General features: G+C 61.2%; 19 protein-coding genes. 16 read left to right on the top strand and 3 right to left on the bottom strand.

Translation table 11 applies throughout. The features are described from left to right. Positions 1 to 132: 132 nt before the first annotated feature. On the top strand, positions 133 to 2,979 hold the full coding sequence (gene rapA, locus PverR02_RS07050) for an RNA polymerase-associated protein RapA (protein ID WP_057004737.1): 2,847 nt from the start codon (positions 133 to 135) through the stop codon (positions 2,977 to 2,979). Positions 2,980 to 3,146: 167 nt separating this feature from the next. On the opposite strand, the gene PverR02_RS07045 is transcribed toward rapA, so the two are convergent. Continuing rightward, positions 3,147 to 4,499 (bottom strand): spinster family MFS transporter, encoded by a 1,353-nt coding sequence (locus PverR02_RS07045; RefSeq protein WP_017844805.1) that lies wholly within the window; start codon positions 4,497 to 4,499, stop codon positions 3,147 to 3,149. Positions 4,500 to 4,752: 253 nt separating this feature from the next. Here PverR02_RS07045 and PverR02_RS07035 point away from each other — a divergent pair, with 253 nt between their 5' ends. The 3 genes from PverR02_RS07035 (at position 4,753) to PverR02_RS07025 (ending at position 9,902) form a co-directional block, all read left to right on the top strand. Then, the gene (locus PverR02_RS07035) at positions 4,753 to 5,121 is read left to right on the top strand and encodes a YkgJ family cysteine cluster protein (RefSeq protein ID WP_079443006.1); all 369 of its coding nucleotides are present in this window, start codon (positions 4,753 to 4,755) and stop codon (positions 5,119 to 5,121) included. 133 nt (positions 5,122 to 5,254) lie between these two features. Continuing rightward, complete coding sequence (locus PverR02_RS07030) at positions 5,255 to 7,519, top strand: putative bifunctional diguanylate cyclase/phosphodiesterase (protein ID WP_079443005.1); 2,265 nt, start codon at positions 5,255 to 5,257, stop codon at positions 7,517 to 7,519. A 205-nt stretch (positions 7,520 to 7,724) separates the two neighbouring features. Next, positions 7,725 to 9,902: a hypothetical protein gene (locus PverR02_RS07025; protein WP_026139772.1), complete on the top strand. Its 2,178-nt coding sequence runs from the start codon at positions 7,725 to 7,727 to the stop codon at positions 9,900 to 9,902. A 221-nt stretch (positions 9,903 to 10,123) separates the two neighbouring features. On the opposite strand, the gene PverR02_RS07020 is transcribed toward PverR02_RS07025, so the two are convergent. Next, entirely contained in the window at positions 10,124 to 10,426 is a 303-nt protein-coding gene (locus PverR02_RS07020) for a DUF2288 domain-containing protein (RefSeq protein ID WP_017844802.1), read from the bottom strand. A 341-nt stretch (positions 10,427 to 10,767) separates the two neighbouring features. Here PverR02_RS07020 and PverR02_RS07015 point away from each other — a divergent pair, with 341 nt between their 5' ends. From PverR02_RS07015 to PverR02_RS06975, 9 genes are all read left to right on the top strand, one after another. After that, complete coding sequence (locus PverR02_RS07015; RefSeq protein WP_017844801.1) at positions 10,768 to 11,895, top strand: branched-chain amino acid ABC transporter substrate-binding protein; 1,128 nt, start codon at positions 10,768 to 10,770, stop codon at positions 11,893 to 11,895. A gap of 228 nt (positions 11,896 to 12,123) precedes the next feature. Beyond that, positions 12,124 to 13,047 carry a high-affinity branched-chain amino acid ABC transporter permease LivH gene (gene livH / locus PverR02_RS07010; RefSeq protein ID WP_003231100.1) on the top strand — a complete coding sequence of 308 codons (924 nt, stop codon included), beginning with the start codon at positions 12,124 to 12,126 and terminating at the stop codon, positions 13,045 to 13,047. After that, positions 13,044 to 14,297, top strand: coding sequence for a high-affinity branched-chain amino acid ABC transporter permease LivM (locus PverR02_RS07005; protein ID WP_017844800.1), 1,254 nt, complete (start codon positions 13,044 to 13,046; stop codon positions 14,295 to 14,297). Before livH ends, PverR02_RS07005 begins: the two co-directional genes overlap by 4 nt. Further along, entirely contained in the window at positions 14,294 to 15,061 is a 768-nt protein-coding gene (gene livG / locus PverR02_RS07000; protein ID WP_012722652.1) for a high-affinity branched-chain amino acid ABC transporter ATP-binding protein LivG, read from the top strand. The genes PverR02_RS07005 and livG overlap by 4 nt, the downstream gene beginning before the upstream one ends. Position 15,062: 1 nt before the next feature. Then, entirely contained in the window at positions 15,063 to 15,764 is a 702-nt protein-coding gene (locus tag PverR02_RS06995) for an ABC transporter ATP-binding protein (protein WP_017844798.1), read from the top strand. Positions 15,765 to 15,990: 226 nt separating this feature from the next. Beyond that, a complete protein-coding gene (gene bufA1 / locus PverR02_RS06990) occupies positions 15,991 to 16,296 on the top strand; it encodes a BufA1 family periplasmic bufferin-type metallophore (RefSeq protein WP_017844797.1) in 306 nt (101 codons plus the stop codon). A 23-nt stretch (positions 16,297 to 16,319) separates the two neighbouring features. After that, complete coding sequence (bufB, locus tag PverR02_RS06985) at positions 16,320 to 17,198, top strand: MNIO family bufferin maturase (protein ID WP_046384437.1); 879 nt, start codon at positions 16,320 to 16,322, stop codon at positions 17,196 to 17,198. Beyond that, on the top strand, positions 17,195 to 17,971 hold the full coding sequence (locus PverR02_RS06980) for an HvfC/BufC N-terminal domain-containing protein (protein ID WP_079443004.1): 777 nt from the start codon (positions 17,195 to 17,197) through the stop codon (positions 17,969 to 17,971). The genes bufB and PverR02_RS06980 overlap by 4 nt, the downstream gene beginning before the upstream one ends. After that, positions 17,968 to 18,453, top strand: coding sequence for a DoxX family protein (locus tag PverR02_RS06975; RefSeq protein WP_017844794.1), 486 nt, complete (start codon positions 17,968 to 17,970; stop codon positions 18,451 to 18,453). The genes PverR02_RS06980 and PverR02_RS06975 overlap by 4 nt, the downstream gene beginning before the upstream one ends. Here PverR02_RS06975 and PverR02_RS06970 read toward each other — a convergent pair. After that, positions 18,450 to 19,358 (bottom strand): LysR family transcriptional regulator, encoded by a 909-nt coding sequence (locus tag PverR02_RS06970; protein ID WP_079443003.1) that lies wholly within the window; start codon positions 19,356 to 19,358, stop codon positions 18,450 to 18,452. The genes PverR02_RS06975 and PverR02_RS06970 overlap by 4 nt on opposite strands. Positions 19,359 to 19,462: 104 nt before the next feature. On the opposite strand from PverR02_RS06970, the gene PverR02_RS06965 reads away from it, so the two are divergent. The 3 genes from PverR02_RS06965 (at position 19,463) to PverR02_RS06955 (ending at position 22,550) form a co-directional block, all read left to right on the top strand. After that, positions 19,463 to 20,062 carry a short chain dehydrogenase gene (locus PverR02_RS06965; protein ID WP_017844792.1) on the top strand — a complete coding sequence of 200 codons (600 nt, stop codon included), beginning with the start codon at positions 19,463 to 19,465 and terminating at the stop codon, positions 20,060 to 20,062. 96 nt (positions 20,063 to 20,158) lie between these two features. Next, on the top strand, positions 20,159 to 20,830 hold the full coding sequence (locus PverR02_RS06960) for a COG3650 family protein (RefSeq protein WP_017844791.1): 672 nt from the start codon (positions 20,159 to 20,161) through the stop codon (positions 20,828 to 20,830). Between the two features lie 106 nt (positions 20,831 to 20,936). After that, positions 20,937 to 22,550 carry an NAD(P)/FAD-dependent oxidoreductase gene (locus PverR02_RS06955; RefSeq protein WP_046384441.1) on the top strand — a complete coding sequence of 538 codons (1,614 nt, stop codon included), beginning with the start codon at positions 20,937 to 20,939 and terminating at the stop codon, positions 22,548 to 22,550. Positions 22,551 to 22,588: the final 38 nt, after the last annotated feature.

Below are 22,588 nucleotides of genomic sequence, written 5' to 3'. Positions count from 1 at the left end.
CACAAGTGCCCGCCATCTGTCGACTCAACATTCGATGCACGGCGCAAACCGCGTAGTTTTTGTCAGAGTCCTTTGGATGAGGGCCTTGTTCCGTTAAGATAGTCGGCTTTTTCACGGCGGGAGTCAGGCAGCATGGCGCAGCAGTATCAACCGGGGCAACGCTGGATTAGTGACAGCGAAGCAGAGCTGGGTTTAGGCACCGTTCTGGCACAGGACGGCCGCTTGCTGACCGTGCTCTATCCGGCCACTGGCGACACGCGCCAGTATGCGCTACGGAATGCGCCCCTCACCCGCGTGAGGTTCTCGCCGGGCGACAGCATCACCCATTTCGAAGGCTGGAAAATGACCGTGCAAGAAGTCGACGACGTCGACGGCCTGCTGGTCTACCACGGCCTCAATGGGCAGAACGAGCAGGTCACCCTGCCGGAAACCCAACTGTCGAACTTCATCCAGTTCCGCCTGGCCAGCGACCGTCTGTTCGCCGGGCAGATCGACCCGCTGGCCTGGTTCTCGCTGCGCTATCACACCCTGGAACACACCAGCCGCCAGTTGCAATCTTCGCTGTGGGGCCTGGGCGGCGTGCGTGCGCAACCGATTGCCCACCAGTTGCACATCGCCCGTGAAGTCGCCGACCGTATCGCGCCACGGGTATTGCTGGCCGACGAAGTGGGCCTGGGCAAGACCATCGAAGCCGGCCTGGTGATCCATCGCCAGCTGCTGTCCGGGCGCGCCAACCGCGTGCTGATCCTGGTTCCGGAAAACCTGCAGCACCAGTGGCTGGTGGAAATGCGCCGGCGCTTCAACCTGCAAGTGGCGCTGTTCGACGAAGAACGCTTCATCGAAAGCGATGCCGCCAACCCGTTCGAAGACACCCAGCTGGCCCTGGTGGCCCTGGAGTGGCTGGTGGACGACGAGAAGGCCCAGGACGCACTGTTCGCCGCCGGCTGGGACCTGATGGTGGTCGACGAAGCCCATCACCTGGTCTGGCATGAAGACAATGCCAGCGCCGAGTACTCACTGGTCGAACAGCTTGCCGAGGTCATCCCGGGCGTGCTGCTGCTCACCGCTACCCCGGAACAACTGGGCCAGGACAGCCACTTCGCGCGCCTGCGCCTGCTGGACCCGAACCGTTTCCACGACCTGCAAGCGTTCCGCGCCGAAAGCGAGAACTATCGCCCGGTGGCCGAAGCGGTGCAGGAACTGCTGGACAAGGGCCGTCTCTCCCCGGCCGCGCACACCACCATCCAGGGTTTCCTCGGCAACGAAGGTGAAGCGCTGCTCACCGCCGTCAACGATGGCGACACCGAAGCCAGCGCGCGCCTGGTGCGCGAGCTGCTCGACCGCCACGGCACCGGCCGCGTACTGTTCCGCAACACCCGCGCCGCGGTGCAGGGCTTCCCGGAGCGCAAGCTGCACGCCTACCCGCTGCCGAACCCGGACGAATACCTCGAATTGCCGCTGGGCGAACACGCCGAGCTGTACCCGGAAGTCAGCTTCCAGTCGCAGCCGGACATTGAGGAAGACAATCGCTGGTGGCGCTTCGACCCACGGGTTGAATGGCTGATCGACCAGCTGAAAATGCTCAAGCGCACCAAGGTCCTGGTGATCTGCGCCCACGCCGAAACCGCGATGGACCTCGAAGACGCCCTGCGCGTGCGCTCCGGCATCCCGGCCACGGTGTTCCACGAAGGCATGAACATCCTCGAACGTGACCGCGCCGCCGCCTACTTCGCCGATGAAGAATTCGGCGCCCAGGTGCTGATCTGTTCGGAAATCGGCAGCGAAGGCCGCAACTTCCAGTTCTCCCACCACCTGGTGCTGTTCGACCTGCCGTCCCACCCCGACCTGCTGGAACAGCGGATCGGCCGTCTGGACCGGATCGGCCAGAAACATGTGATCGAACTGCACGTCCCGTACCTGGAAACCAGCCCGCAAGAGCGCCTGTTCCAGTGGTACCACGAAGCGCTGAATGCGTTCCTCAACACCTGCCCGACCGGCAACGCCTTGCAGCATCAGTTCGGCCCACGCCTGCTGCCGCTGCTGGAAAACGCCGACGACGGCGAGTGGCAAGCCCTGATCGACGAAGCCCGTGCCGAGCGCGAGCGCCTGGAACAGGAACTGCACACCGGCCGAGACCGTCTGCTGGAGCTCAACTCCGGCGGCGCGGGTGAAGGCGATGCGCTGGTGGAAGACATCCTCGAGCAAGACGACCAGTTCGCCCTGCCGATCTATATGGAAACCCTGTTCGATGCGTTTGGTATCGACAGCGAAGACCATTCGGAAAACGCGCTGATCCTCAAGCCCAGCGAAAAAATGCTCGACGCCAGCTTCCCCCTGGGCGACGACGAAGGGGTGACCATCACCTACGACCGTAACCAGGCGCTGTCGCGTGAAGACATGCAGTTCATCACCTGGGAACACCCGATGGTGCAGGGCGGCATGGACCTGGTGCTGTCCGGTTCCATGGGCAACACCGCCGTCGCGCTGATCAAGAACAAGGCGCTCAAGCCCGGCACCGTGTTGCTGGAGCTGCTCTACGTCAGCGAAGTGGTTGCCCCGCGCTCGCTGCAACTGGGCCGCTACCTGCCGCCGGCCGCCCTGCGCTGCCTGCTGGACGCCAACGGCAACGACCTGTCCGGCCGCGTGTCGTTCGAAACCTTGAACGACCAGCTGGAAAGCGTGCCACGGGCCAGTGCCAACAAGTTCGTCCAGGCCCAGCGCGACCAACTGACGCCACGCATCAACGCCGGCGAAGAGAAGATCACCCCGCGCCATGCCGAGCGCGTGGCCGAGGCCAAGCGTCGCCTGGCAGCCGACACCGACGAAGAACTGGCGCGCCTGACCGCGTTGCAAGCGGTCAACCCGACCGTGCGCGACAGCGAACTGGTTGCCCTGCGCCAACAGCGCGAGCAAGGCCTGGCCATGCTCGACAAGGCCGCGCTGCGCCTGGAAGCGATCCGGGTGTTGGTGGCGGGTTGATTGCTGCGTTGCTCAGCTAAAAAGAAGGCCCGCGCAATGCGGGCCTTTTTTATTCACTGAAGAAGGTCTTCGCCAGTCATGGCCTCATCGGGAGCAAGCCCCCTCCCACACTTGGAATGCAGTTCAAGTGCGGGAGGGAGCTTGCTCCCGATGGCGTCAACGCGATCTCAAGCCGTCGCAGCAGCAGCCGGCACCGCCACCTCCACCGCCACCAGCCCGTCTTTCATCCGCTTGGCATCCCGCACAAAACTGCGCGACGCCTGAAACAGAAACAGCATGGTCAAGAACAGCGCCACCGGAATCAAGTACATGGCGTCATGCAACCCCACCGCTTTATAGGCCTCGGTCATCTGCTCCGCCCCGGCGGCATACATCGCCGAATGGGCAAAGTGATCGGACAAGCCCCCCACCACCACCGGCCCCATGCCGCCACCCAGCAAGTACAGGCCAGCAAAGAACAGCGCCATCGCCGTGGCCCGCAGGCGCGGCTCGACCACGTCCTGGATCGCCGTGTACACACAGGTGTAGAAGTTGTAGGCAAACAACCAACCCACACTGAACAGCGCGACAAACACACCGATCTCGATACGCCCGGCGTGCAAGGCCCAGGCGGTGGTGACGGTGGAAATGATCAGGCTGAACGCGGCAAACAACAGGCGGCCATTGGCAACCCGTTGATGGATCTTGTCGGCAACCCAGCCGCCCAACGTCAGGCCGACCAGCCCGGTCAACCCGACGATCACCCCGGTGGCAACCGCCGCGTCCTGCAACGGCATCAGGAAATAGCGCTGCAGCATCGGCACCAGGAACGAGTTACACGCATAGGTTGCGAAGTTGAAGCACAGCCCGGCCAGCACCAACCAGAGAAAGGTCGGCACCGCCAGCACGCGGCGGATCGGGCGGTCGACGCGTTCCTGGGAGACTTGCACGGTTTCTGCCGCGCCGCGCTTGGGTTCTTTGATAAAGAACATGAAGACCGCGAGGATCAGCCCCGGCACGGCCGCGATAAAGAACGGCGCGCGCCAGCTGTCGAACGCCTTGACCATCGCGCCAATGGTAAAGAACGCCAGTAACAGGCCCAATGGCAGGCCCAGCATGAAAATGCCCATGGCCCGCGCACGACGGTGGGCCGGGAACAGGTCGCCAATCAGCGAGTTGGCCGCCGGCGCGTAGCTGGCTTCGCCGATGCCGATGCCCATACGCACCAACAGGAACGTCCAGAAACTGCCGACCATGCCGTTGATCGCCGTCAACCCGCTCCACGCGAACAGGCCCCACCCCATGAGTTTGCTGCGCGAACCGGTATCGGCCAGGCGCCCGAGCGGCAGGCCGGCAATGGCATAGACGATGGTGAAGGCGGTGCCGATGATGCCCAGCTGAAAGTCGCTCAGGTGCCATTCCATGCGGATCGGCTCGATGATGATCGCCGGAATGGTGCGGTCGAAGAAGTTGAACAGGTTGGCGAGGAACAGCAGGAACAGAATGCGCCAGGCATTCGCCGCTTGGGTCGAGTTCTGCATGGGTCCGTCTCTTTTATTGTTATGAGAGCTGCGATGCCCGATGCATCCTGCTCAGGTATCTGCAACATAGTCAGGCCGGCGACGCTTGTCTGTAATGATTCGTAACGCTGATAGAGCATGATTTCACCCGAAACTACGGGACTTTCCCTACGAAAAATATAAGTGTGCCCTCCTCTTCCCAACGGCCATGGCGCGATTAGAATGGCGAGCCTTCCTGTCACAACCCCTCTTACTTTCCTTATCGAAGACGCCCATGTCCGAAGCCAGTCCGTGTCTGAATTGCGGTGCCTGCTGTTCACACTTCCGTGTGTCTTTCTTCTGGGGTGAGTGCGCCTCGTCGGGGGGCACGGTGCCCGATGACCTGGTGGTGCAGATCAACCCCACACGCGTGGCGATGATCGGGACCGACCAGAAACCCGCGCGCTGCTGCAGCCTTGAGGGCGAAGTGGGCAAAGGCACTCATTGCACGATCTATGAGCAGCGCTCCAGCGTGTGCCGCGAGTTCGACGCCTCCTGGAGCCACGGTGTGCAAAACACCGATTGCGATGCCGCGCGCGCAGCATTTGGTCTGACGCCGCTGGAGCCACCGCCTTTCGAGCTGGACCTGCCGATCAGCGCTTAGCATCAATCGCTATAGGCAAGATGCCGAAATCATAGCGAGCAACCTACCATTCGTCCTGGCGAAACCCGCGAGGCTTCTATACTCGACCTCATAGGTCACCGCCGGAAGCAGTGACGTAATGACGGGGCATGCAATGGAATTGCTGGGTCTGCATTTTTTTTCTGACCTCCCCGAGAATGGGCACTTGTTACTCAACTGCAGTCATAACCCCTTTCTGGTGCTACTCGCCTACCTGGTTGCGTGTGCGGCGGGGTTCGGCACATTGGACATGGCCGAACGCGTCGGCCATGTCGAGGACCCCACCGCCCGCCGTCACTGGCGCTGGCTGGGTGCCGTTTGCCTGGCAGGCGGTATCTGGTCGACTCACTACATCAGCGTGCTGGCTTTCGAAGCACCGGTCGTCATTCACTACGAATGGATCATGACGCTCGTGTCGCTGCTGATCGCTCTGGCCGCCGCGTGGTTCGCCATGCAAACCCTCAGTCATCCCCACCCGCGGGTGCGCCAGTGCCTGGCGGCGGCGGTGTGGATGGGCCTGGGCATCGCGCTGATGCATTACGTCGGCATGTCGGCCATGCGCTCCCAGGCCCAGGCGTACTTCGACTCGCAACTGTTCATGGCCTCGGTTGCCATCGCCATCGGCGCCAGCCTGGCGGCATTGTGGCTGTCGATCGCCCTGCGCAAAGGCGCGGGCGTGTTTCACCAATTGCTCAAATACGCCGCCAGCCTGGTACTGGGTGCAGGGATTCTGAGCATGCACTTCACCGGCATGGCCGCCATGCAACTGGTAGTGACCGCAGGCGCTGATCTGTTATTGCCGCAGGACAACCACCCCATTCAACTGGGGCTGTCGGTGGCGATCATCACCCTGCTGGTGATCGCCAGCAGCATCAGCGCCGCCCTCGCAGACAAGAAGTTACAACACAAGGAGCGCGACCTTCGCCGGGTCAACGCCCTGCTCGGCGAGCTGGACCAGGCCCGCGCCTCGCTGCAACAGGTGGCGCATTACGACGCCTTGACCAGCTTGCTCAATCGCCGTGGTTTCAATCTGATTTTCGCAGAGAAAATCGCAGAAAAAACCCGAAGCAACGGCATGATGGCGGCGATTTTCCTCGATATCGACCATTTCAAGCGTATCAACGACAGCCTCGGGCATGACGCCGGCGACCAGCTGCTCACCGTGTTGGCCGGGCATATCAAGGGCTCGGTGCGCAGCCATGAAGACGTGGTCGCGCGTTTTGGCGGCGATGAGTTCTGCATCCTGATCAGCATCCACCACCGCGATGAAGCGCGGCATTTGGCCCAGCGCATCATGCAAAAAATGAAAACCCCGATCGAACTGGCCGGGCGCCGCATGGTGATGACCACCAGCATCGGCATCAGCCTGTTTCCCGAAGACGGCCTGACCTGCGAAGAATTGCTGAAGACCGCCGACCTGGCGCTGTACCAGTCCAAGGATACGGGGCGTAACAGCCTCAACTTCTTCAGCTCCAACCTGAAAACCCGCGCGTTCATGGAGCTGCAACTGGAAGAGGAACTGCGCATGGCCCTGCGCGCCCGTAACGAACTGGTGTTGTTCTATCAGCCGATCTTCGATATGAAGCGAGGCAGGATCACCCGCCTGGAAGCCATGGTGCGCTGGCAGCATCCGCACCATGGCTTGCTCGCGCCCGACCGTTTTATCGGCATTGCCGAAAGCAACGGATTGATCGCCGAACTGGACCACTGGGTATTGCGCCAGGCCTGTCATGACTTGAGCCTGCTGTCCGACAAGGGCTACGGCGAATTGACCATGGCCGTGAACTGTTCGACGTTGAACCTGGGCCGCGACGAGCTGGTCGATGAGATCGAAGACGCCCTGCGATCCAGTGGGATTGGGGCCAACCGCCTGGAGCTTGAAGTCACCGAAAACGCGCTGATGGGCAATATCAGCAGCACTTTGGCGAAGCTGCGGCAGATCCGCGCGCTGGGCGTGTCGCTGGCGATCGATGACTTCGGCACCGGCTACTCCTCCCTCGCCTACCTCAAGCGCCTGCCGCTCAACACACTGAAGATCAATCGCTCGTTTATCCAGGACATTTCCCAGTCGAGCGCCGACATCGAGATCGTCGAGGCGATTGTCGGCATGGCCCACACCCTGCACTTGCAGGCGGTAATCGAAGGCGTGGAAACCCAGGCCCAGTTCGAGCTGCTGCTTAAACATGGCTGTGACTTCGTTCAGGGCTACCTGTTGAGCCCGGCAGTGCCCGTCGACGAGGTCATCAGCGTGATCCAGGGCATCGATCGGCGCCCCCTCCTGCCGCCGGTCAACGTGGCGGCGGCCAAGGAAGCGCTGTCGCCAAACGAGCTTCGACCAGACCGAAGCTGTCCCGCCTCGATCATCAGGCCAATTCGCTGACGTCTAAATCTTTGGCATTTCGCCATCAATTATCTAAAGAACGCCGGTAAACGGCCGATTCATCAGAGTCGGGCCGGGATTTCCCCTTGAAACGCTAGGGTTAAACCTATCGCCCCGGACCCGGACGCACTGTAAAGTCGCGAACTCCCACTCAGTGATGGCTTTTTAACATTTCACAGCCATCCGCCCAGGTACATGGCGCACAATGACTTCTAAAAATAACTCTGCCACCGTGGTCTCCGATGTGTTGCCGACAGCTCCTGCGGAAAAACCTTCAGGTTCGAAGTCATTGAGCAGCCCCCGTCCACTGGCGACCCAGCAATACCTGTACTTCACCGAGACCAATACCGACCGCATCCTCGACAACCTCGACGGCCTGCGCGACATGGTGTTCCCGCGCCTGCCCCATCAGGAAGTCGATGGCGAGCCGCGCAGCGAACAGGAATTCCCCTCGGTGTGCCTGATCGGCCTGGGCCGCTGCGGTTCGAACATTGCGCTGGACGTGGCCGAGCTGGTCTATAACGCACGCAAGTTCTACCTGAACGAATTCAGTACCGAAGACAAGTCGACAGACAAGGGCTACAGCCCCGCCCAATGGATTCGCAACAACCTGCGCCTGGGCGTCGGCAAGGCCAGCAAACCAGTGTTCCTGGTGGAGCCGCTGGTGATGCTGGGCGACCTGGACAAAGACATCGCCGGGCGCATCCGATTCTCGCGCAAGGGCGAAAAAAGCGGCTTCCTGCGCGATTACAGCAAGATGAAAATCATGGACCTCTCGGAAGTCCATGCCGGTGGCGCCGGTAACGCGCCGATCCTCGGCCAGTACCTGGCCAAGATCATCCTCAATAAAGACACCCAGCGTTTTTCCAGCCCCGACTGGAAGATGATCCATTCGTACCTGATCGACTCCTGCGGCATCAAGGCCAACCAGTCGCGCCTGTATTTCTCGATCTTCAGCGCCGGCGGCGGCACCGGCTCGGGCATGGCGTCGGAATTCGGCCTGGCCCAGCAGCATTCATACATGAACAAGACGTTCGACACCAAGCCGGCCGACGAGCACGACAGCAAAAGCGGCCACGCCTTCGTCTTCGAACCGATCTTCACCAGCGGCATCTGCGTGCTGCCGAACATCTCCGACCACCGCAGCGAAATGTCCGAGGCGCTGCACATCAACGCCGGGCGGCTGCTCTGCAAGTATCTGTCGGAAGAATGGGATTTCTCGTACAACTTCGCCAATGAAGACAGCAGCGAAGCCAGCGTCAAGGGCCGTATCCGCCCGTGGAACGCGATGATGCTGATCTCCAACGACATCATGCGTTACGCCGAAGAGAGCGATGACGGCAATATCCAGAACATTGATGTCAATGCCATGGAAAAGCACGCCAACCAGTATATCTCGCAACAGATCTTCAACATTCTTACCGCCCAGGCGGTCACCACCGACTACGACCAGAACTACTTCCGTCGCGCCGGTATCGACATCGGCGAAACCATCCGCCTGGATGCCAACGACCTGTTCATGAGCCTGGCCGGCCCGGTGGCGATTGCCTACGCCGAATCGGTGGTCCCGGAAACCCCGGCGCCGTCGGGTGACAAGTTCAAGGTGTTCGACAAAGAGCCGCAGCGCCTGAACATCGACGACCTGTTCTTCCGCTCCATCGACCTGCCGCACTTCAACAAAGTCACCCAGGCCATCGAAGGCATCAGCCTGCTGCCGATCGAGTCCAAGCGCTACAAGGCCTCCCTGGAACAGTACAAGAACTCCGGCTATGACGCGGCGGCGCTGCACGACCTGCACTTCTTCAAGAACTGCTCGTCGGTGGTGTCGATCGTGTCGCTGCCCAAGGACTACAAACTGTCCTACATGGACCTGAACCGCCTCAAGACCCACCTCAACAGCCTGTTCCCCAACACCACGCTCAAGCGCTACGCCCTGGTGATCGGCGCGTCGGCCAACCTGTCGTTGACCACCCTGATCGCCAAGAGCCCGTGCCTGTCGGATGATTTCCTGACGCTGATCGTGGCGTTCATCAAACGCTGCTTTGCGCGCAACCCGTACCGTTTCGACGACACGCTGGACAACTCGATCCTGGACTTCATCATCCACGAGGATTTCGACGAAGAGCGTATCGACGAACTGCTCAATGAGTTTGAAAACCCGGCGAAGATCCTCGACACCAACTGGTACGCGATCAAGCCGATGTATGAGAAGAAGTACCGTGAGTTGATCAATGACAAAGATAAGTTTGTCTCGATCAATGACATTCGCCTGTCACGGGATTGCGTGAAGAAGGCGATCAAGTACTTGCGTGAGATTTACCGTCATCGGATCGGCAAGACTAAGATTATTTCGTTGAACAACCATACCGGCAAAACCGCCTAGTTGTCTGTGGCGAGGGAGCACGCTCCCTCGCCACAGCGATCTGCTAACACCAAGAAACAATTCCCCGGGCATTTCGCCGTCGGCAAAACTGTTCCCGTGACGCGCACGTCACCCTCAGCTGTGACCTTTCTCCACGGCAAGATGCCATCACCGCATCAGCGGTTACTCCGCTACACACTTGCAGCGGCGCAAACCGCGCACCATTTTCGTGCAGGCTTTTCTTACGCTGCCCTTTCCTGGATCAGAATCCACGGCGAAACCACCACCGCCCACAGGCTCGGATCACGCTCCAGCAGGTCCAATGCCCGCGTCGCAGACACTTCGCCCAGGCTCCCCGAGGCCAGCCAGGCAGCGACTTTATCGCGCTGATCCTCGGCCATGCCTTCGGCCGCCTCGATCAAATCCAGGCCGGCGTCGACCCACAATAGGGCACCCTTGGCAAAGAACGGTTCGAGCTCCTTCCAGGAGATTTCGGCGGTTTCACCGAGCAGCTTGGCATAGAGGGTGCTAGGTTCTTGCGTCATGGGGATTCACCTTGGGAAAAAATCGGCGCAATCATAACGTCGTGTCTCTCGTAGAAAAACCCAGTTGCAAATGAGTGAGCGATTGAAAGCGTCAGGAAAGCCACGGATTGTCCGCCACTGCGGCAGCGTCCCGGCGCAATTCTGTCTTTTTCTTTCATTTAAGCGACACGCCCGGGTATTGCCCCCAGCAGCCAGCTTTTCAAGCGATCAACCGGCGCTCTACACTGTACCGGTACAGTTGCCAGGGCACTGCCGGGGGGATATTCAAGATATCTGATCCGGTTCTGCAGCTCACAAGGCCGCTAGAACTATAAAAAAGACAACAGTAAGAGTGGAGCACTATGAATAAGGCTACTAAGCAGATTTCCAAACTGTTTGCCGCTATGGTCCTGGCCGGGGTTGCCAGCCATTCGTTCGCAGCCGACACCATCAAGATCGGCATCGCCGGGCCTAAAACCGGTCCTGTCACGCAATATGGCGACATGCAGTTCATGGGTGCCAAGCAAGCGATCGCCGACATCAACGCCAAGGGCGGCGTCGATGGCAAAATGCTCGAAGCCAAGGAATACGACGACGCCTGCGATCCCAAGCAAGCCGTGGCCGTCGCCAACAAAGTGGTCAACGACGGCGTCAAGTTCGTGGTCGGTCACCTGTGCTCCAGCTCCACTCAGCCCGCGTCCGACATTTATGAAGACGAAGGCGTGATCATGATTACCCCGGCAGCCACCAGCCCGGAAATCACCGCCCGTGGCTACAAGCTGATTTTCCGCACCATCGGCCTGGACAGCGCCCAAGGCCCGGCGGCCGGCAACTACATCGCCGACCACGTGAAACCGAAGATCGTTGCCGTGCTGCACGACAAGCAACAATACGGTGAAGGCATCGCCACTGCCGTTAAACAGACCCTCGAGAAGAAAGGCACCAAGGTTGCCGTCTTCGAAGGCCTGAACGCCGGTGACAAGGACTTCTCCTCGATCATCCAGAAACTCAAGCAAGCCAACGTCGACTTCGTCTACTACGGCGGCTACCACCCTGAGCTGGGCCTGATCCTGCGCCAAGCCAAGGAAAAAGGCCTGAACGCCAAGTTCATGGGCCCAGAAGGCGTCGGCAACGACTCCATCTCGCAAATCGCCCAGGGCGCTTCCGAAGGCCTGCTGGTGACCCTGCCGAAATCCTTCGACACCGACCCGGCCAACAAAGCCATCGTTGAAGAGTTCGCCAAGAACAAGCAGGACCCAACCGGTCCGTTCGTGTTCCCGGCCTACTCGGCCATTGAAGTCATCGCCGGTGGTATCAAAGCCGCGAAAAGCGAAGACACCGCCAAAGTGGCCGAAGCCATCCACGCGGGCACCTTCAAGACCCCTACCGGCGATCTGAGCTTCGACGCCAAGGGCGACCTGAAGGACTTCAAGTTCGTGGTCTACGAGTGGCACTTCGGCAAACCGAAAACCGAAGTTTCCCCTCAGTAAGCCAGGCGTTACTGGTCAACAAGCCCACTGTGAGAGCAGTGGGCTTTGTTTTACGAGGTTTATGGGCCTGTCACCCGCGATCCGGGCGCTGGCTCACCTGAAAATCTTAAAACCGTCACCAGCGGTTCGCTGGCAAACGCTTTGCGCAAATGTGCTCACAGAACACAGCGCAGGGCCGGAACATGACTCCACCAGTGAAATGCGTATCGGGTTTTTAGGAGCGTTGTAATGCCTGAGATCTATCATTTTTTCCAACAGCTGGTTAATGGCCTGACCATTGGCAGCACCTATGCCTTGATAGCCATTGGCTACACAATGGTTTACGGCATCATTGGAATGATCAACTTCGCCCATGGCGAGGTCTACATGATTGGTTCCTACGTGGCCTTCATTGCCCTTGCCGGGCTGGCCATGATGGGGATCCACTCCCTGCCGTTGTTGATGACCGCCGCGTTCCTGGCGTCGATCGTCGTAACCAGTGCCTATGGCTACAGTATCGAACGGGTTGCCTATCGTCCCTTGCGTGGCAGCAACCGTTTGATCCCGCTGATTTCCGCCATCGGCATGTCGATTTTCCTGCAGAACACCGTATTGCTGTCCCAGGACTCCAAGGACAAGTCCATTCCCAACCTGATCCCGGGGAGCTTCTCCTTCGGCCCAGGCGGCGCACAAGAAGTGCTGATTTCGTACATGCAGATCCTGGTCTTCGTCGTCACCCTGGTGGCCATGCTGGGCCTGACCCTGTTCATTTCCCGCTCCCGTCTGGGGCGCGCCTGCCGGGCCTGCGCCGAAGACATCAAGATGGCCAACCTGCTGGGCATCAACACCAACAACATCATCGCCCTGACCTTCGTCATCGGTGCCGCGCTGGCGGCCGTCGCCGCCGTGTTGCTGAGCATGCAGTACGGCGTGATCAACCCCAACGCCGGTTTCCTGGTCGGCCTCAAGGCCTTTACCGCAGCGGTATTGGGCGGCATCGGCAGCATTCCGGGCGCGATGCTCGGCGGGCTGGTGCTGGGGGTGGCCGAAGCGTTTGGCGCCGATATCTTCGGCGACCAGTACAAGGACGTCGTGGCGTTCGGCCTGTTGGTTCTGGTGCTGTTGTTCCGTCCGACCGGCATTTTGGGCCGTCCGGAGGTTGAGAAAGTATGAGCAGATATCTTAAATCGGCGTTTTTCAGCGCCCTGTTGGTGTGGGCCGTGGCGTTCCCGGTACTCGGCCTCAAGCTGAGCATTGTCGGCATCAACCTGGAAGTGCATGGCACCGGTCCCGTGACCCTGACCATCATTGCCCTGTGTTCGGTGCTGATGTTCCTGCGCGTGCTGTTCACCCGGCAGGTCGGCGCGTTGTTCAAGGGCAACCGTGGCCCGCTGGTATCGCCCAAGGTCAGCCAATTCCTGACCCTGCCGCGCACCCAGCGCTACATCATCATCGGCCTGATCGTGGCCGCACTGATCTGGCCGTTCTTCGGCTCGCGCGGTGCGGTCGACATCGCCACCCTGATCCTGATCTACGTGTTGCTGGGCCTGGGCCTGAACATCGTGGTCGGTCTGGCCGGCCTGCTCGACCTGGGTTATGTGGGTTTCTACGCCGTGGGCGCCTACACCTATGCGCTGCTCTCGCACTATCTGGGCTGGAGCTTCTGGATCTGCCTGCCCCTGGCCGGCATGGCGGCGGCGACGTTCGGCTTCCTGCTGGGCTTCCCGGTGCTGCGTCTGCGCGGTGACTACCTGGCCATCGTGACCTTGGGCTTCGGGGAAATCATCCGACTGTTCCTGCGTAACCTGACCGACATCACCGGTGGTCCCAACGGCATCAGCAGCATTCCCAAGCCGACGTTCTTCGGGCTGTCGTTCGAGCGCTCCGCGGCCGAAGGCATGCAGACCTTCCACGAGTACTTCGGGATTGCCTACAACCCGGTGAGCAAAGTGGTGTTCCTGTACCTGGTGGCGCTGTTGCTGGCTCTGGCCGCACTGTTCGTGATCAACCGCCTGCTGCGCATGCCGATCGGCCGTGCGTGGGAAGCGCTGCGCGAAGATGAAATCGCCTGCCGGGCCTTGGGCCTGAACCCGACCATCATCAAGCTGTCCGCGTTCACCCTGGGCGCCGCGTTCGCCGGTTTTGCCGGCAGCTTCTTCGCCGCTCGCCAAGGCCTGGTGACGCCGGAGTCGTTCACCTTTATCGAGTCGGCGATCATCCTCGCCATCGTGGTACTGGGTGGCATGGGCTCGCAGTTGGGCGTGATTCTCGCGGCGATCGTGATGATCCTGCTGCCGGAAATGATGCGTGAGTTCAGCGAATACCGCATGTTGATGTTCGGCGCCATGATGGTGCTGATGATGATCTGGCGTCCTCAAGGCCTGCTGCCCATGCAACGTCCACACATGGAGCTGCGCAAATGAGCCGCGAGATCCTGAAAGTCGAAAACTTGAGCATGCGCTTCGGCGGCTTGCTGGCGGTCAATGGCGTGGCCCTGACCGTGAAGGAAAAACAAGTGGTTGCGCTGATCGGCCCCAACGGCGCCGGCAAGACCACGGTGTTCAACTGCCTCACCGGTTTCTACAAGCCCAGCGGTGGCAGCATCCTGCTCGACGGCCAGCCGATCCAGGGCCTGGCCGGTCACGAGATCGCCCGCAAAGGCGTGGTGCGGACCTTCCAGAACGTGCGGTTGTTCAAGGACATGACGGCGGTCGAGAACCTGCTGATCGCTCAGCACCGTCACTTGAACACCAACTTCTTCGCTGGCTTGTTCAAGACCCCGGCGTTCCGCAAGAGCGAGCGCGAGGCCATGGAATACGCGGAGTATTGGCTGGACAAGGTCAACCTCACCGAGTTCGCCAACCGCCCCGCCGGCACCCTGGCTTATGGGCAGCAACGTCGCCTGGAAATCGCCCGCTGCATGATGACCCGCCCGCGGATCCTGATGCTCGACGAACCGGCCGCCGGCTTGAACCCCAAGGAAACCGAAGACCTCAAGGCGCTGATCGGCGTGTTGCGTGAGGAAAACAACGCCACCGTGCTGTTGATCGAACACGACATGAAACTGGTCATGAGCATTTCCGACCACATCGTGGTGATCAACCAGGGCACGCCCCTGGCCGACGGTACGCCGGAGCAGATCCGCGACAATCCTGAAGTGATCAAAGCCTATCTGGGGGAAGCGTAAAATGCTGCAATTCGAAAACGTTTCCACTTTCTACGGAAAGATCCAGGCCCTGCACAGCGTCAACGTCGAAGTGCGCCAGGGTGAGATCGTCACGCTGATCGGCGCCAACGGTGCCGGCAAGTCGACCTTGCTGATGACCTTGTGCGGTTCGCCGCAGGCCCACAGCGGCAGCATCCGCTACATGGGTGAAGAGCTGGTGGGCCAGCAGTCGTCGCACATCATGCGTAAAAGCATTGCCGTGGTGCCGGAAGGCCGACGGGTGTTTTCGCGCCTGACCGTCGAAGAGAACCTGGCCATGGGCGGGTTCTTCACCGACAAGGGCGACTACCAGGAGCAAATGGACAAGGTGCTGCACCTGTTCCCCAGGCTCAAGGAACGCTTCAGCCAGCGCGGCGGCACCATGTCCGGCGGCGAGCAGCAAATGCTCGCCATCGGTCGCGCGCTGATGAGCAAGCCCAAGCTGTTGCTGCTCGACGAACCTTCCCTGGGCCTGGCGCCGATCATCATCCAGCAGATCTTCGACATCATCGAACAGCTGCGCAAGGACGGTGTGACGGTGTTCCTGGTCGAACAGAACGCCAACCAGGCGCTGAAAATCGCCGACCGTGCCTATGTGCTGGAAAACGGCCGGGTGGTGATGCAGGGCACGGGTGAACAGTTGCTGACCGATCCGAAGGTGCGTGAGGCGTACCTCGGCGGTTAACACCCGGTTGCTAAATGTGGGAGGGGGCTTGCCCCCGATGGCGCCATGTCAGGCACAGAATATGTGACTGATATACCGTCATCGGGGGCAAGCCCCCTCCCACATTTGTTTCGGGTGATCCCTGAAATTTTTTTCAAACGGCTTGTAACGAATTCCAGCGTCCAGCCTCTAGTGGTACAAGCAGGCAATCATGCCCGCCGACTCATTCCACTGCTGGAGATACACCATGACCGTTAAACACCGTTCACTGTCCGCTGCTTCCCTCGTCCTCGCCCTGAGTTCCGCCCTGAGCCTGTCCGCCTTGAGCACCAGCGCCCACGCGGCCGACGACATGCAGAAATGCTTCGGCGTCGCCGAAGCCGGCAAGAACGATTGCGCCGCTGGCGCTGGCACTTCCTGCGCCGGCACCTCCAAAACCAAGGATCAGGCCAACGCCTGGAAACTGGTCCCGGCCGGCACCTGCACCCAAACCCCAAGCACCACCTCGTCGACTGGCTTCGGCCAGGAAGCGGCCTTTACCGCCAAGTCCTGAAGCAGCCCGCAGCCTGAGTACTGATGATGACGCTTTCGTTCCTGCAAACGCCCTCAGCGGCTCAGGTGCCCGGCCTCCCCCTGCGGGCCGGGCTGGGGCTGAAAAACGAGCACTTCACCGAAGTGCTCGACACCTGCCCCGATATCGGTTTTTTTGAAGTGCATGCCGAAAACTACATGGTGGCCGGCGGCCCGTTTCATCACTACCTGGGTTTGATTCGCGCGCAGTACCCGCTGTCGCTGCACGGCGTGGGCCTGTCCATCGGCGGCGAAAACCCGCTGAACCGTGAGCACCTGGCACGGCTGGCAACACTGATCGAGCGCTATCAACCCCAGGCCTTTTCCGAGCACCTGGCCTGGTCGACCCACGGCCCGGTGTTTTTCAACGACTTGCTGCCCCTGGCCTACGATGTCGCCGCCCTCAATCGAGTGTGCGAACACGTTGATCAGGTTCAGAGCACCCTCAAGCGGCCAATGCTGCTGGAGAACCCGTCGACCTACCTGCAGTTCCAGCGCTCGACGCTCGACGAAACGGACTTCATCGGCGAAATCATCCGCCGCACCGGTTGCGGCCTGCTGCTGGACGTGAATAACGTCTATGTGTCGTGCATCAATCATCAGCGCGATCCGTTGACCTACATCGACGCGCTGCCCTTGCACGCCGTGGCTGAGATTCATCTGGCAGGCTTTGCCGAAGACACCGACAGCCTGGGCGAGCGCCTGCTGATCGATGATCACGGCGCGCCCATCGATAACGCCGTCTGGCAGTTGTACGAACACGTGCTCGCGCGTACCGGCCCGGTGGCCACGCTGATCGAAAGGGATAACCAGGTACCGGCCTTCAGCGTGCTGCTGGCCGAGGCACAGCAGGCCGAACGGCACTTGTCGCGGGGCCGCCCATGAGCCTTCTCGAAGACTTTGCCGCCGCCCTGCTGGCGCCGGACCAAGCCTGCCCGGCCGGCCTGTTCAGCAGCAACGGCGCCGACCCGGCCAGCCGTTTTGCGGTGTATCGCAACAATGTCCACGGCTCGTTGATCAACGCGCTGGCGACTGCTTACCCGGTGACGTTGCAACTGGTGGGCGATGAGTTTTTCCGCGCCATGGCCGGCTGTTACGTACAGGCATGCCCGCCCGGCAGCCCATTGATCAGCGAATACGGCGCGACATTTTCCGGTTTTATCCAGGGCTTTGAACCGGCCGCGAGCGTGCCTTACCTGGCGGATGTAGCACGCCTGGAACGCTTGCGGGTCCGTGCCTATCACGCGGCGGATGCCCTCGCGCTGGAACCGCAGGCTGTTCTGCAGCAACTGCAAACGCACACCGAGCTGGGCACATTGCACCTGCAACTGCACCCATCCCTGGCCACGCTGGACTCGCGCTACGCCGTCGTCGCGGTGTGGGCGGCGCACCAGACCGAGGGCGCGATTGCCACGTTGAATCCCTGGCATGCCCAGGGCGCCCTCGTGTTGCGCCGGGGCCTGGAGGTCAAGGTGTTCGCCATCGACAGCGGCTCGGTGGCGTTTATCGACAGCCTGAACCAGGGCGCGGTGCTGGAGAAGGCGCTCGCGCACGCACTCGAGGCCTCAGCCGAGTTCGATCTGCACCAATGCCTGGCGCTGCTGATCAACCAAGCCGCCATCACTTATCTGTCTCTGGAACACAAGGTATCGCCATGAACCCTCGATCAACGCGCCTGATCAACCGGGCCATCCAGCTTTTCGAAAAAATCCCCTACAGCTTGATCGCCTTTCTCGCACGCTTCTCCATCGCGGCGGTGTTCTGGAAGTCCGGGCAAACCAAAGTCGAAGGCTTTGCCATCGACTTGATCAGCGGCACCTTCCAACTGGGCGAGCCGCGCCTCGCCGCCTCGACGCTGCCGCTGTTTCGCAGCGAATACAAGCTGCCCTGGCTGTCACCGGAAGTGGCCGCACACATGGCGGCATTTGCCGAACACTTTTTCCCGGTGCTGATCCTGCTGGGCTTGGCCACACGCTTCTCGGCCCTGGCGTTGATCGGCATGACCCTGACCATTCAACTGTTCGTGTACCCCGATGCCTACCCGACCCACGGCACTTGGCTGGCCGTCCTACTGCTGTTAGTGGCCAAAGGCCCGGGTCGCCTCTCCGTCGACCACCTGATCGCCCGCCGCTATCGCTAGAGTCGGTCGAGGGCTTCGCCGCTGCGCTTGAACCAGTCCACCAGGTAGTCGGCCAACACTTGGGTGCGTCGCGGCAAGCCGCCCTGATAGGGATGCACCAGGTACATCGGCAGGCTCCGCGTCTGATAATCCCGCAGCAGCCAGCGCAATCGGCCGTCAGCCAGTTCCGCCGGTAAAACGTAGGAAGGCAGCCGCGCAATACCAGCGCCCACCAGGGCGGCCTTTTTCAACAGGTTGTAGTGATTGGAGGCGAAGGTCCCGCTCACCCGCACGCGCAGCAGCTCGTGCTGCTGGTGGTACAGCCACTCTTCGCGGCCGCTGTAGTGGCTGTTCAGCAAGCAGGTGTGGGACGCCAGATCGGCCGGGGTCAGCGGTTCGCCGTGCTGCTCCAGGTAGGCCGGGCTGGCACAGGTCATCTCGTGCCAGGCCAACAACGGCTTGGCCACCAGGCGCTGATTTTCGATGGCGCCCGAGCGTACCCCCAGGTCGAAGCCATCCCGCGCCAGGTCGCGGTAGCTGTTGTTCAGCTCCAGTTCGATCTGCACCTGCGGGTAGTGCTCGGAAAACTCCAGCAACAAGCCGTCGAAGAAGGTTTCGCCCAACGACACCGGAACCGTCATACGCACCGGCCCGGCCAAGTCGTCCTTGAGCCGCGCCAGCGCCTGACGTGCCCGTTCGACCTGCGCCACCAACGCCTGCGCCTGGGGCAACAACGCAGCGCCGGCCGCGGTCAGGCTGAGCTTGCGCGTGGTGCGATGCAGCAACACCACCGAGTACCCCGTCTCCAGCTGGCTGATGCGCTTGGACAGTTGCCCTTTGCTGCAACCCAGTTGTTCAGCCGCCACGGTGAAACTGCCGGCCTCGATCAGTACGGCAAACGCCGCCAGGTCATCCATCTCGCTCATGGATTGTTTCCATTTGAAAACCAAAGGTTGCCTATTAGCGCGTTTATCCACTTGAAAAGCCACACTAGACTGAACCCTCACTTACCCACTGGAGAAACAGCACGATGAAAATCCTATTGATTGGTGCCAGCGGCACCGTGGGCTCGGCGGTCAAGGCGGAACTGGCGCAGCGTCACGAGGTGATCAGCATTGGTCGCAGCAGCGGCGACTTCCAGGTGGATATCAGCGACAGCGCCTCGATCCGTCGGTTGTTCGAGCAGACCGGCCGGTTCGATGCCTTGGTCTGCGCCGCAGGCAGTGTGAATTTCGTCGCGCTGGGTGAGATGAGCGAAACCGATTTCGAACTGGGCCTGCGCGACAAACTGATGGGCCAGGTCAACCTGCTGCTGATCGGCCGCGAGTACGCCAACGACGGCGCCTCGTTCACCTTTACCAGCGGCATCCTCAACCGCGACCCGATTCGCACCGGCGCCTCGGCGGCACTGGTCAATGGCGCACTGGATGCATTTGTGAAAGCCGCGGCAATCGAATTGCCACGGGGCCTGCGCGTCAATTCCGTAAGCCCGACAGTGCTGCTGGAAGCCATGGGCAGCTATGCGCCGTACTTTCGCGGGTACAAACCGGCTGCGGGCGCCGATGTGGCGCTGGCCTACGCGAAAAGCGTCGAGGGCTTGCAGACCGGCCAAACCTTTATCGTAGGTTGAACGCCAAAGCTGTAAGAAATGCCTGAAGCTGGCGCGTGGGCTTGTGATGCACCGCCAGCCTGCGTAACGTGGCGGCACTTGTCAGGAGACCCGATAATGCGTGCCGCCCGTACCCTCATGCTGTTTGCCTTGCTCCCCTTGTTCACCGCCTGCCAGTTGTTCGAAAGCGAGCCGGCCAAACCGTCCACCGCCGGGCTGACCCGCATGCAGGGCGAGCTCACGGCAGTCGCCGGCAAGCTGTTGTTCCAACCGTGCCACGACCAGCGCAACTACGTGGTCAAGGACACCGGCGGCACCAGCATCCTGCAGGAAGCCGCTTCCCTGGCCGGCCAGCAAGGCGCACTGTTTGCCGACCTGCGCGGCAAGTTCTCCGGCGTCGCCGCCGGCACCCAGGGCGAAGTGGAGCTGCAACAGCTGTACCGCGTCGAGCGCTCGACCTCGGCCTGCGATGATCCCGACTTCAAGCGCATGATCCTGCGTGCCAACGGCCACAAGCCGGCCTGGGCGCTGAACGTCACCGCCAAGGGCATGGTGCTGGAGCGCGAAGGCCAGCCGCCGCTGCCGGTTCCCTATGTCGAGGAACAACTGGGTGACGGGCGTTTCAACCTGATGACCGAAGCCAATAACCAGCACATCGAACTGTGGGTGGCCCCGCAGCGCTGTGTCGACAGTGCCAGCGGTAGCCTGCAACACATGACCGCCGAGTTGCGGGTCAACGGTCAAGTCCAGCGTGGCTGCGCGGCTTTCGGCGGTTCGCGCGACGATTGATTCGGGCCCGCGCTGTTTTAACATGACGGGAACCTGCCGTTGGGGCTTATAATCGCCGGTTTGCAAAACCGCCGGCCCCACCAAACGCCGCACACCGGATCCTGTCATGTTACGAATCACCGAACTCAAGCTGCCCATCGACCATCCCGAAGAAGACCTGCGGCCCGCCATCGTGCAGCGCCTGGGCATCGCCAGTGATGACCTGCTCGATTTCACCCTGTTCAAGCGCAGCTACGACGCCCGCAAGAAATCGTCGGAGCTGTGCTTCATCTACACCGTCGACGTGAACGTGAAGGGTGAAGCCGCCCTGCTGCTCAAGTTTGCCGACGACCGCAACATCAACCCGGCGCCGGACGTCAGCTACAAGGTGGTGGGCCAGGCGCCCGCGGATCTGGTTGAACGTCCGATCGTCGTCGGTTTTGGCCCGTGCGGGATTTTCGCCGGGCTGCTGCTGGCGCAGATGGGCTTCAAGCCGATCATCCTCGAACGCGGCAAGGAAGTGCGCCAGCGCACCAAGGACACCTGGGGCCTGTGGCGCAAAAGCGTGCTCAACCCGGAGTCCAACGTGCAGTTCGGTGAGGGCGGCGCCGGGACCTTTTCCGATGGCAAGCTCTACAGCCAGATCAAAGACCCGAAATTCCACGGGCGCAAAGTGCTGCACGAGTTCGTCAAGGCCGGCGCGCCGGAAGAAATCCTCTACGTCAGCAAGCCGCACATCGGTACGTTCCGCCTGACCGGCGTGGTGGAAAACATGCGCGAGCAAATCATCGCCCTGGGCGGTGAAGTGCGCTTCGAGCAACGGGTGACCGACGTATTGATCGAAGACGGTCAACTGAACGGCGTGGTCATCGACGGCGGCGAGCAGATCCTCTCCAAGCACGTAATCCTCGCCCTCGGCCACAGCGCCCGCGACACCTTCCGCATGCTCCACGGCCGTGGCGTGTACATGGAAGCCAAGCCGTTTTCCGTGGGTTTCCGTATCGAACACCCACAGTCGCTGATCGACGCCGCGCGCCTGGGCAAATACGCCGGGCATCCGAAACTCGGCGCGGCCGACTACAAACTGGTACACCACGCCAAGAATGGCCGTTCGGTCTACAGCTTCTGCATGTGCCCCGGCGGCACCGTGGTGGCCGCGACGTCCGAGCCGCATCGCGTGGTGACCAACGGCATGAGCCAGTACTCGCGCAACGAGCGCAACGCCAACTCCGGCATCGTCGTCGGCATCACGCCTGAGGTCGATTACCCAGGCGGTCCGCTGGCCGGCATCGAGCTGCAGGAGCGCCTGGAATCCCACGCCTACATCCTCGGCGGCAGCAATTACGAAGCCCCGGCGCAACTGGTCGGCGATTTCATCGCCGGCAAGCCGTCCACGGCCATCGGCAGCGTGGAACCGTCCTACAAACCTGGGGTGTCCATGGGCGATCTGGCCCTGGCACTGCCGGACTTCGCCATCGAAGCGATCCGTGAAGCCTTGCCGGCGTTCGAGAAGCAGATCAAGGGCTACTCGTTGCACGATGCCGTCTTGACCGGGATCGAAACACGCACCTCATCGCCGTTGCGGATTACCCGTAACGAATCGATGCAGAGCCTGAACGTCAAAGGCCTGTTCCCGGCCGGCGAAGGCGCGGGTTATGCCGGTGGGATTCTGTCGGCGGGCGTCGACGGCATTCGGATTGCCGAAGCGTTGGCGCGGGATATGTTGGGTATCGAGGCCTGAAAACAGCGCCGTCCAAAGGTGGGAGCGCGGCCGCTCCC

The sequence above is a fragment of the Pseudomonas veronii genome (genome assembly GCF_002028325.1).
Taxonomy (GTDB): Bacteria; Pseudomonadota; Gammaproteobacteria; order Pseudomonadales; family Pseudomonadaceae; genus Aquipseudomonas; species Aquipseudomonas veronii.
This window is presented reverse-complemented; position numbering and strand designations above follow the sequence as displayed.

Bases quoted from the DNA above. Each gene is read 5' to 3' on its own strand.
- PverR02_RS07005 (WP_017844800.1), top strand. From the start codon at position 13,044: ATGAGCAGATATCTTAAATCGGCGTTTTTCAGCGCCCTGTTGGTGTGG.
- PverR02_RS06955 (WP_046384441.1), top strand. From the start codon at position 20,937: ATGTTACGAATCACCGAACTCAAGCTGCCCATCGACCATCCCGAAGAA.
- PverR02_RS06980 (WP_079443004.1), top strand. From the start codon at position 17,195: ATGAGCCTTCTCGAAGACTTTGCCGCCGCCCTGCTGGCGCCGGACCAA.
- PverR02_RS07035 (WP_079443006.1), top strand. From the start codon at position 4,753: ATGTCCGAAGCCAGTCCGTGTCTGAATTGCGGTGCCTGCTGTTCACAC.
- PverR02_RS07030 (WP_079443005.1), top strand. From the start codon at position 5,255: ATGGAATTGCTGGGTCTGCATTTTTTTTCTGACCTCCCCGAGAATGGG.
- livH (WP_003231100.1), top strand. From the start codon at position 12,124: ATGCCTGAGATCTATCATTTTTTCCAACAGCTGGTTAATGGCCTGACC.
- PverR02_RS06970 (WP_079443003.1), bottom strand. From the start codon at position 19,358: ATGAGCGAGATGGATGACCTGGCGGCGTTTGCCGTACTGATCGAGGCC.
- bufA1 (WP_017844797.1), top strand. From the start codon at position 15,991: ATGACCGTTAAACACCGTTCACTGTCCGCTGCTTCCCTCGTCCTCGCC.
- PverR02_RS06975 (WP_017844794.1), top strand. From the start codon at position 17,968: ATGAACCCTCGATCAACGCGCCTGATCAACCGGGCCATCCAGCTTTTC.
- livG (WP_012722652.1), top strand. From the start codon at position 14,294: ATGAGCCGCGAGATCCTGAAAGTCGAAAACTTGAGCATGCGCTTCGGC.
- PverR02_RS07045 (WP_017844805.1), bottom strand. From the start codon at position 4,499: ATGCAGAACTCGACCCAAGCGGCGAATGCCTGGCGCATTCTGTTCCTG.
- bufB (WP_046384437.1), top strand. From the start codon at position 16,320: ATGATGACGCTTTCGTTCCTGCAAACGCCCTCAGCGGCTCAGGTGCCC.
- PverR02_RS07025 (WP_026139772.1), top strand. From the start codon at position 7,725: ATGACTTCTAAAAATAACTCTGCCACCGTGGTCTCCGATGTGTTGCCG.
- PverR02_RS06960 (WP_017844791.1), top strand. From the start codon at position 20,159: ATGCGTGCCGCCCGTACCCTCATGCTGTTTGCCTTGCTCCCCTTGTTC.
- PverR02_RS06965 (WP_017844792.1), top strand. From the start codon at position 19,463: ATGAAAATCCTATTGATTGGTGCCAGCGGCACCGTGGGCTCGGCGGTC.
- PverR02_RS07020 (WP_017844802.1), bottom strand. From the start codon at position 10,426: ATGACGCAAGAACCTAGCACCCTCTATGCCAAGCTGCTCGGTGAAACC.
- PverR02_RS07015 (WP_017844801.1), top strand. From the start codon at position 10,768: ATGAATAAGGCTACTAAGCAGATTTCCAAACTGTTTGCCGCTATGGTC.
- rapA (WP_057004737.1), top strand. From the start codon at position 133: ATGGCGCAGCAGTATCAACCGGGGCAACGCTGGATTAGTGACAGCGAA.
- PverR02_RS06995 (WP_017844798.1), top strand. From the start codon at position 15,063: ATGCTGCAATTCGAAAACGTTTCCACTTTCTACGGAAAGATCCAGGCC.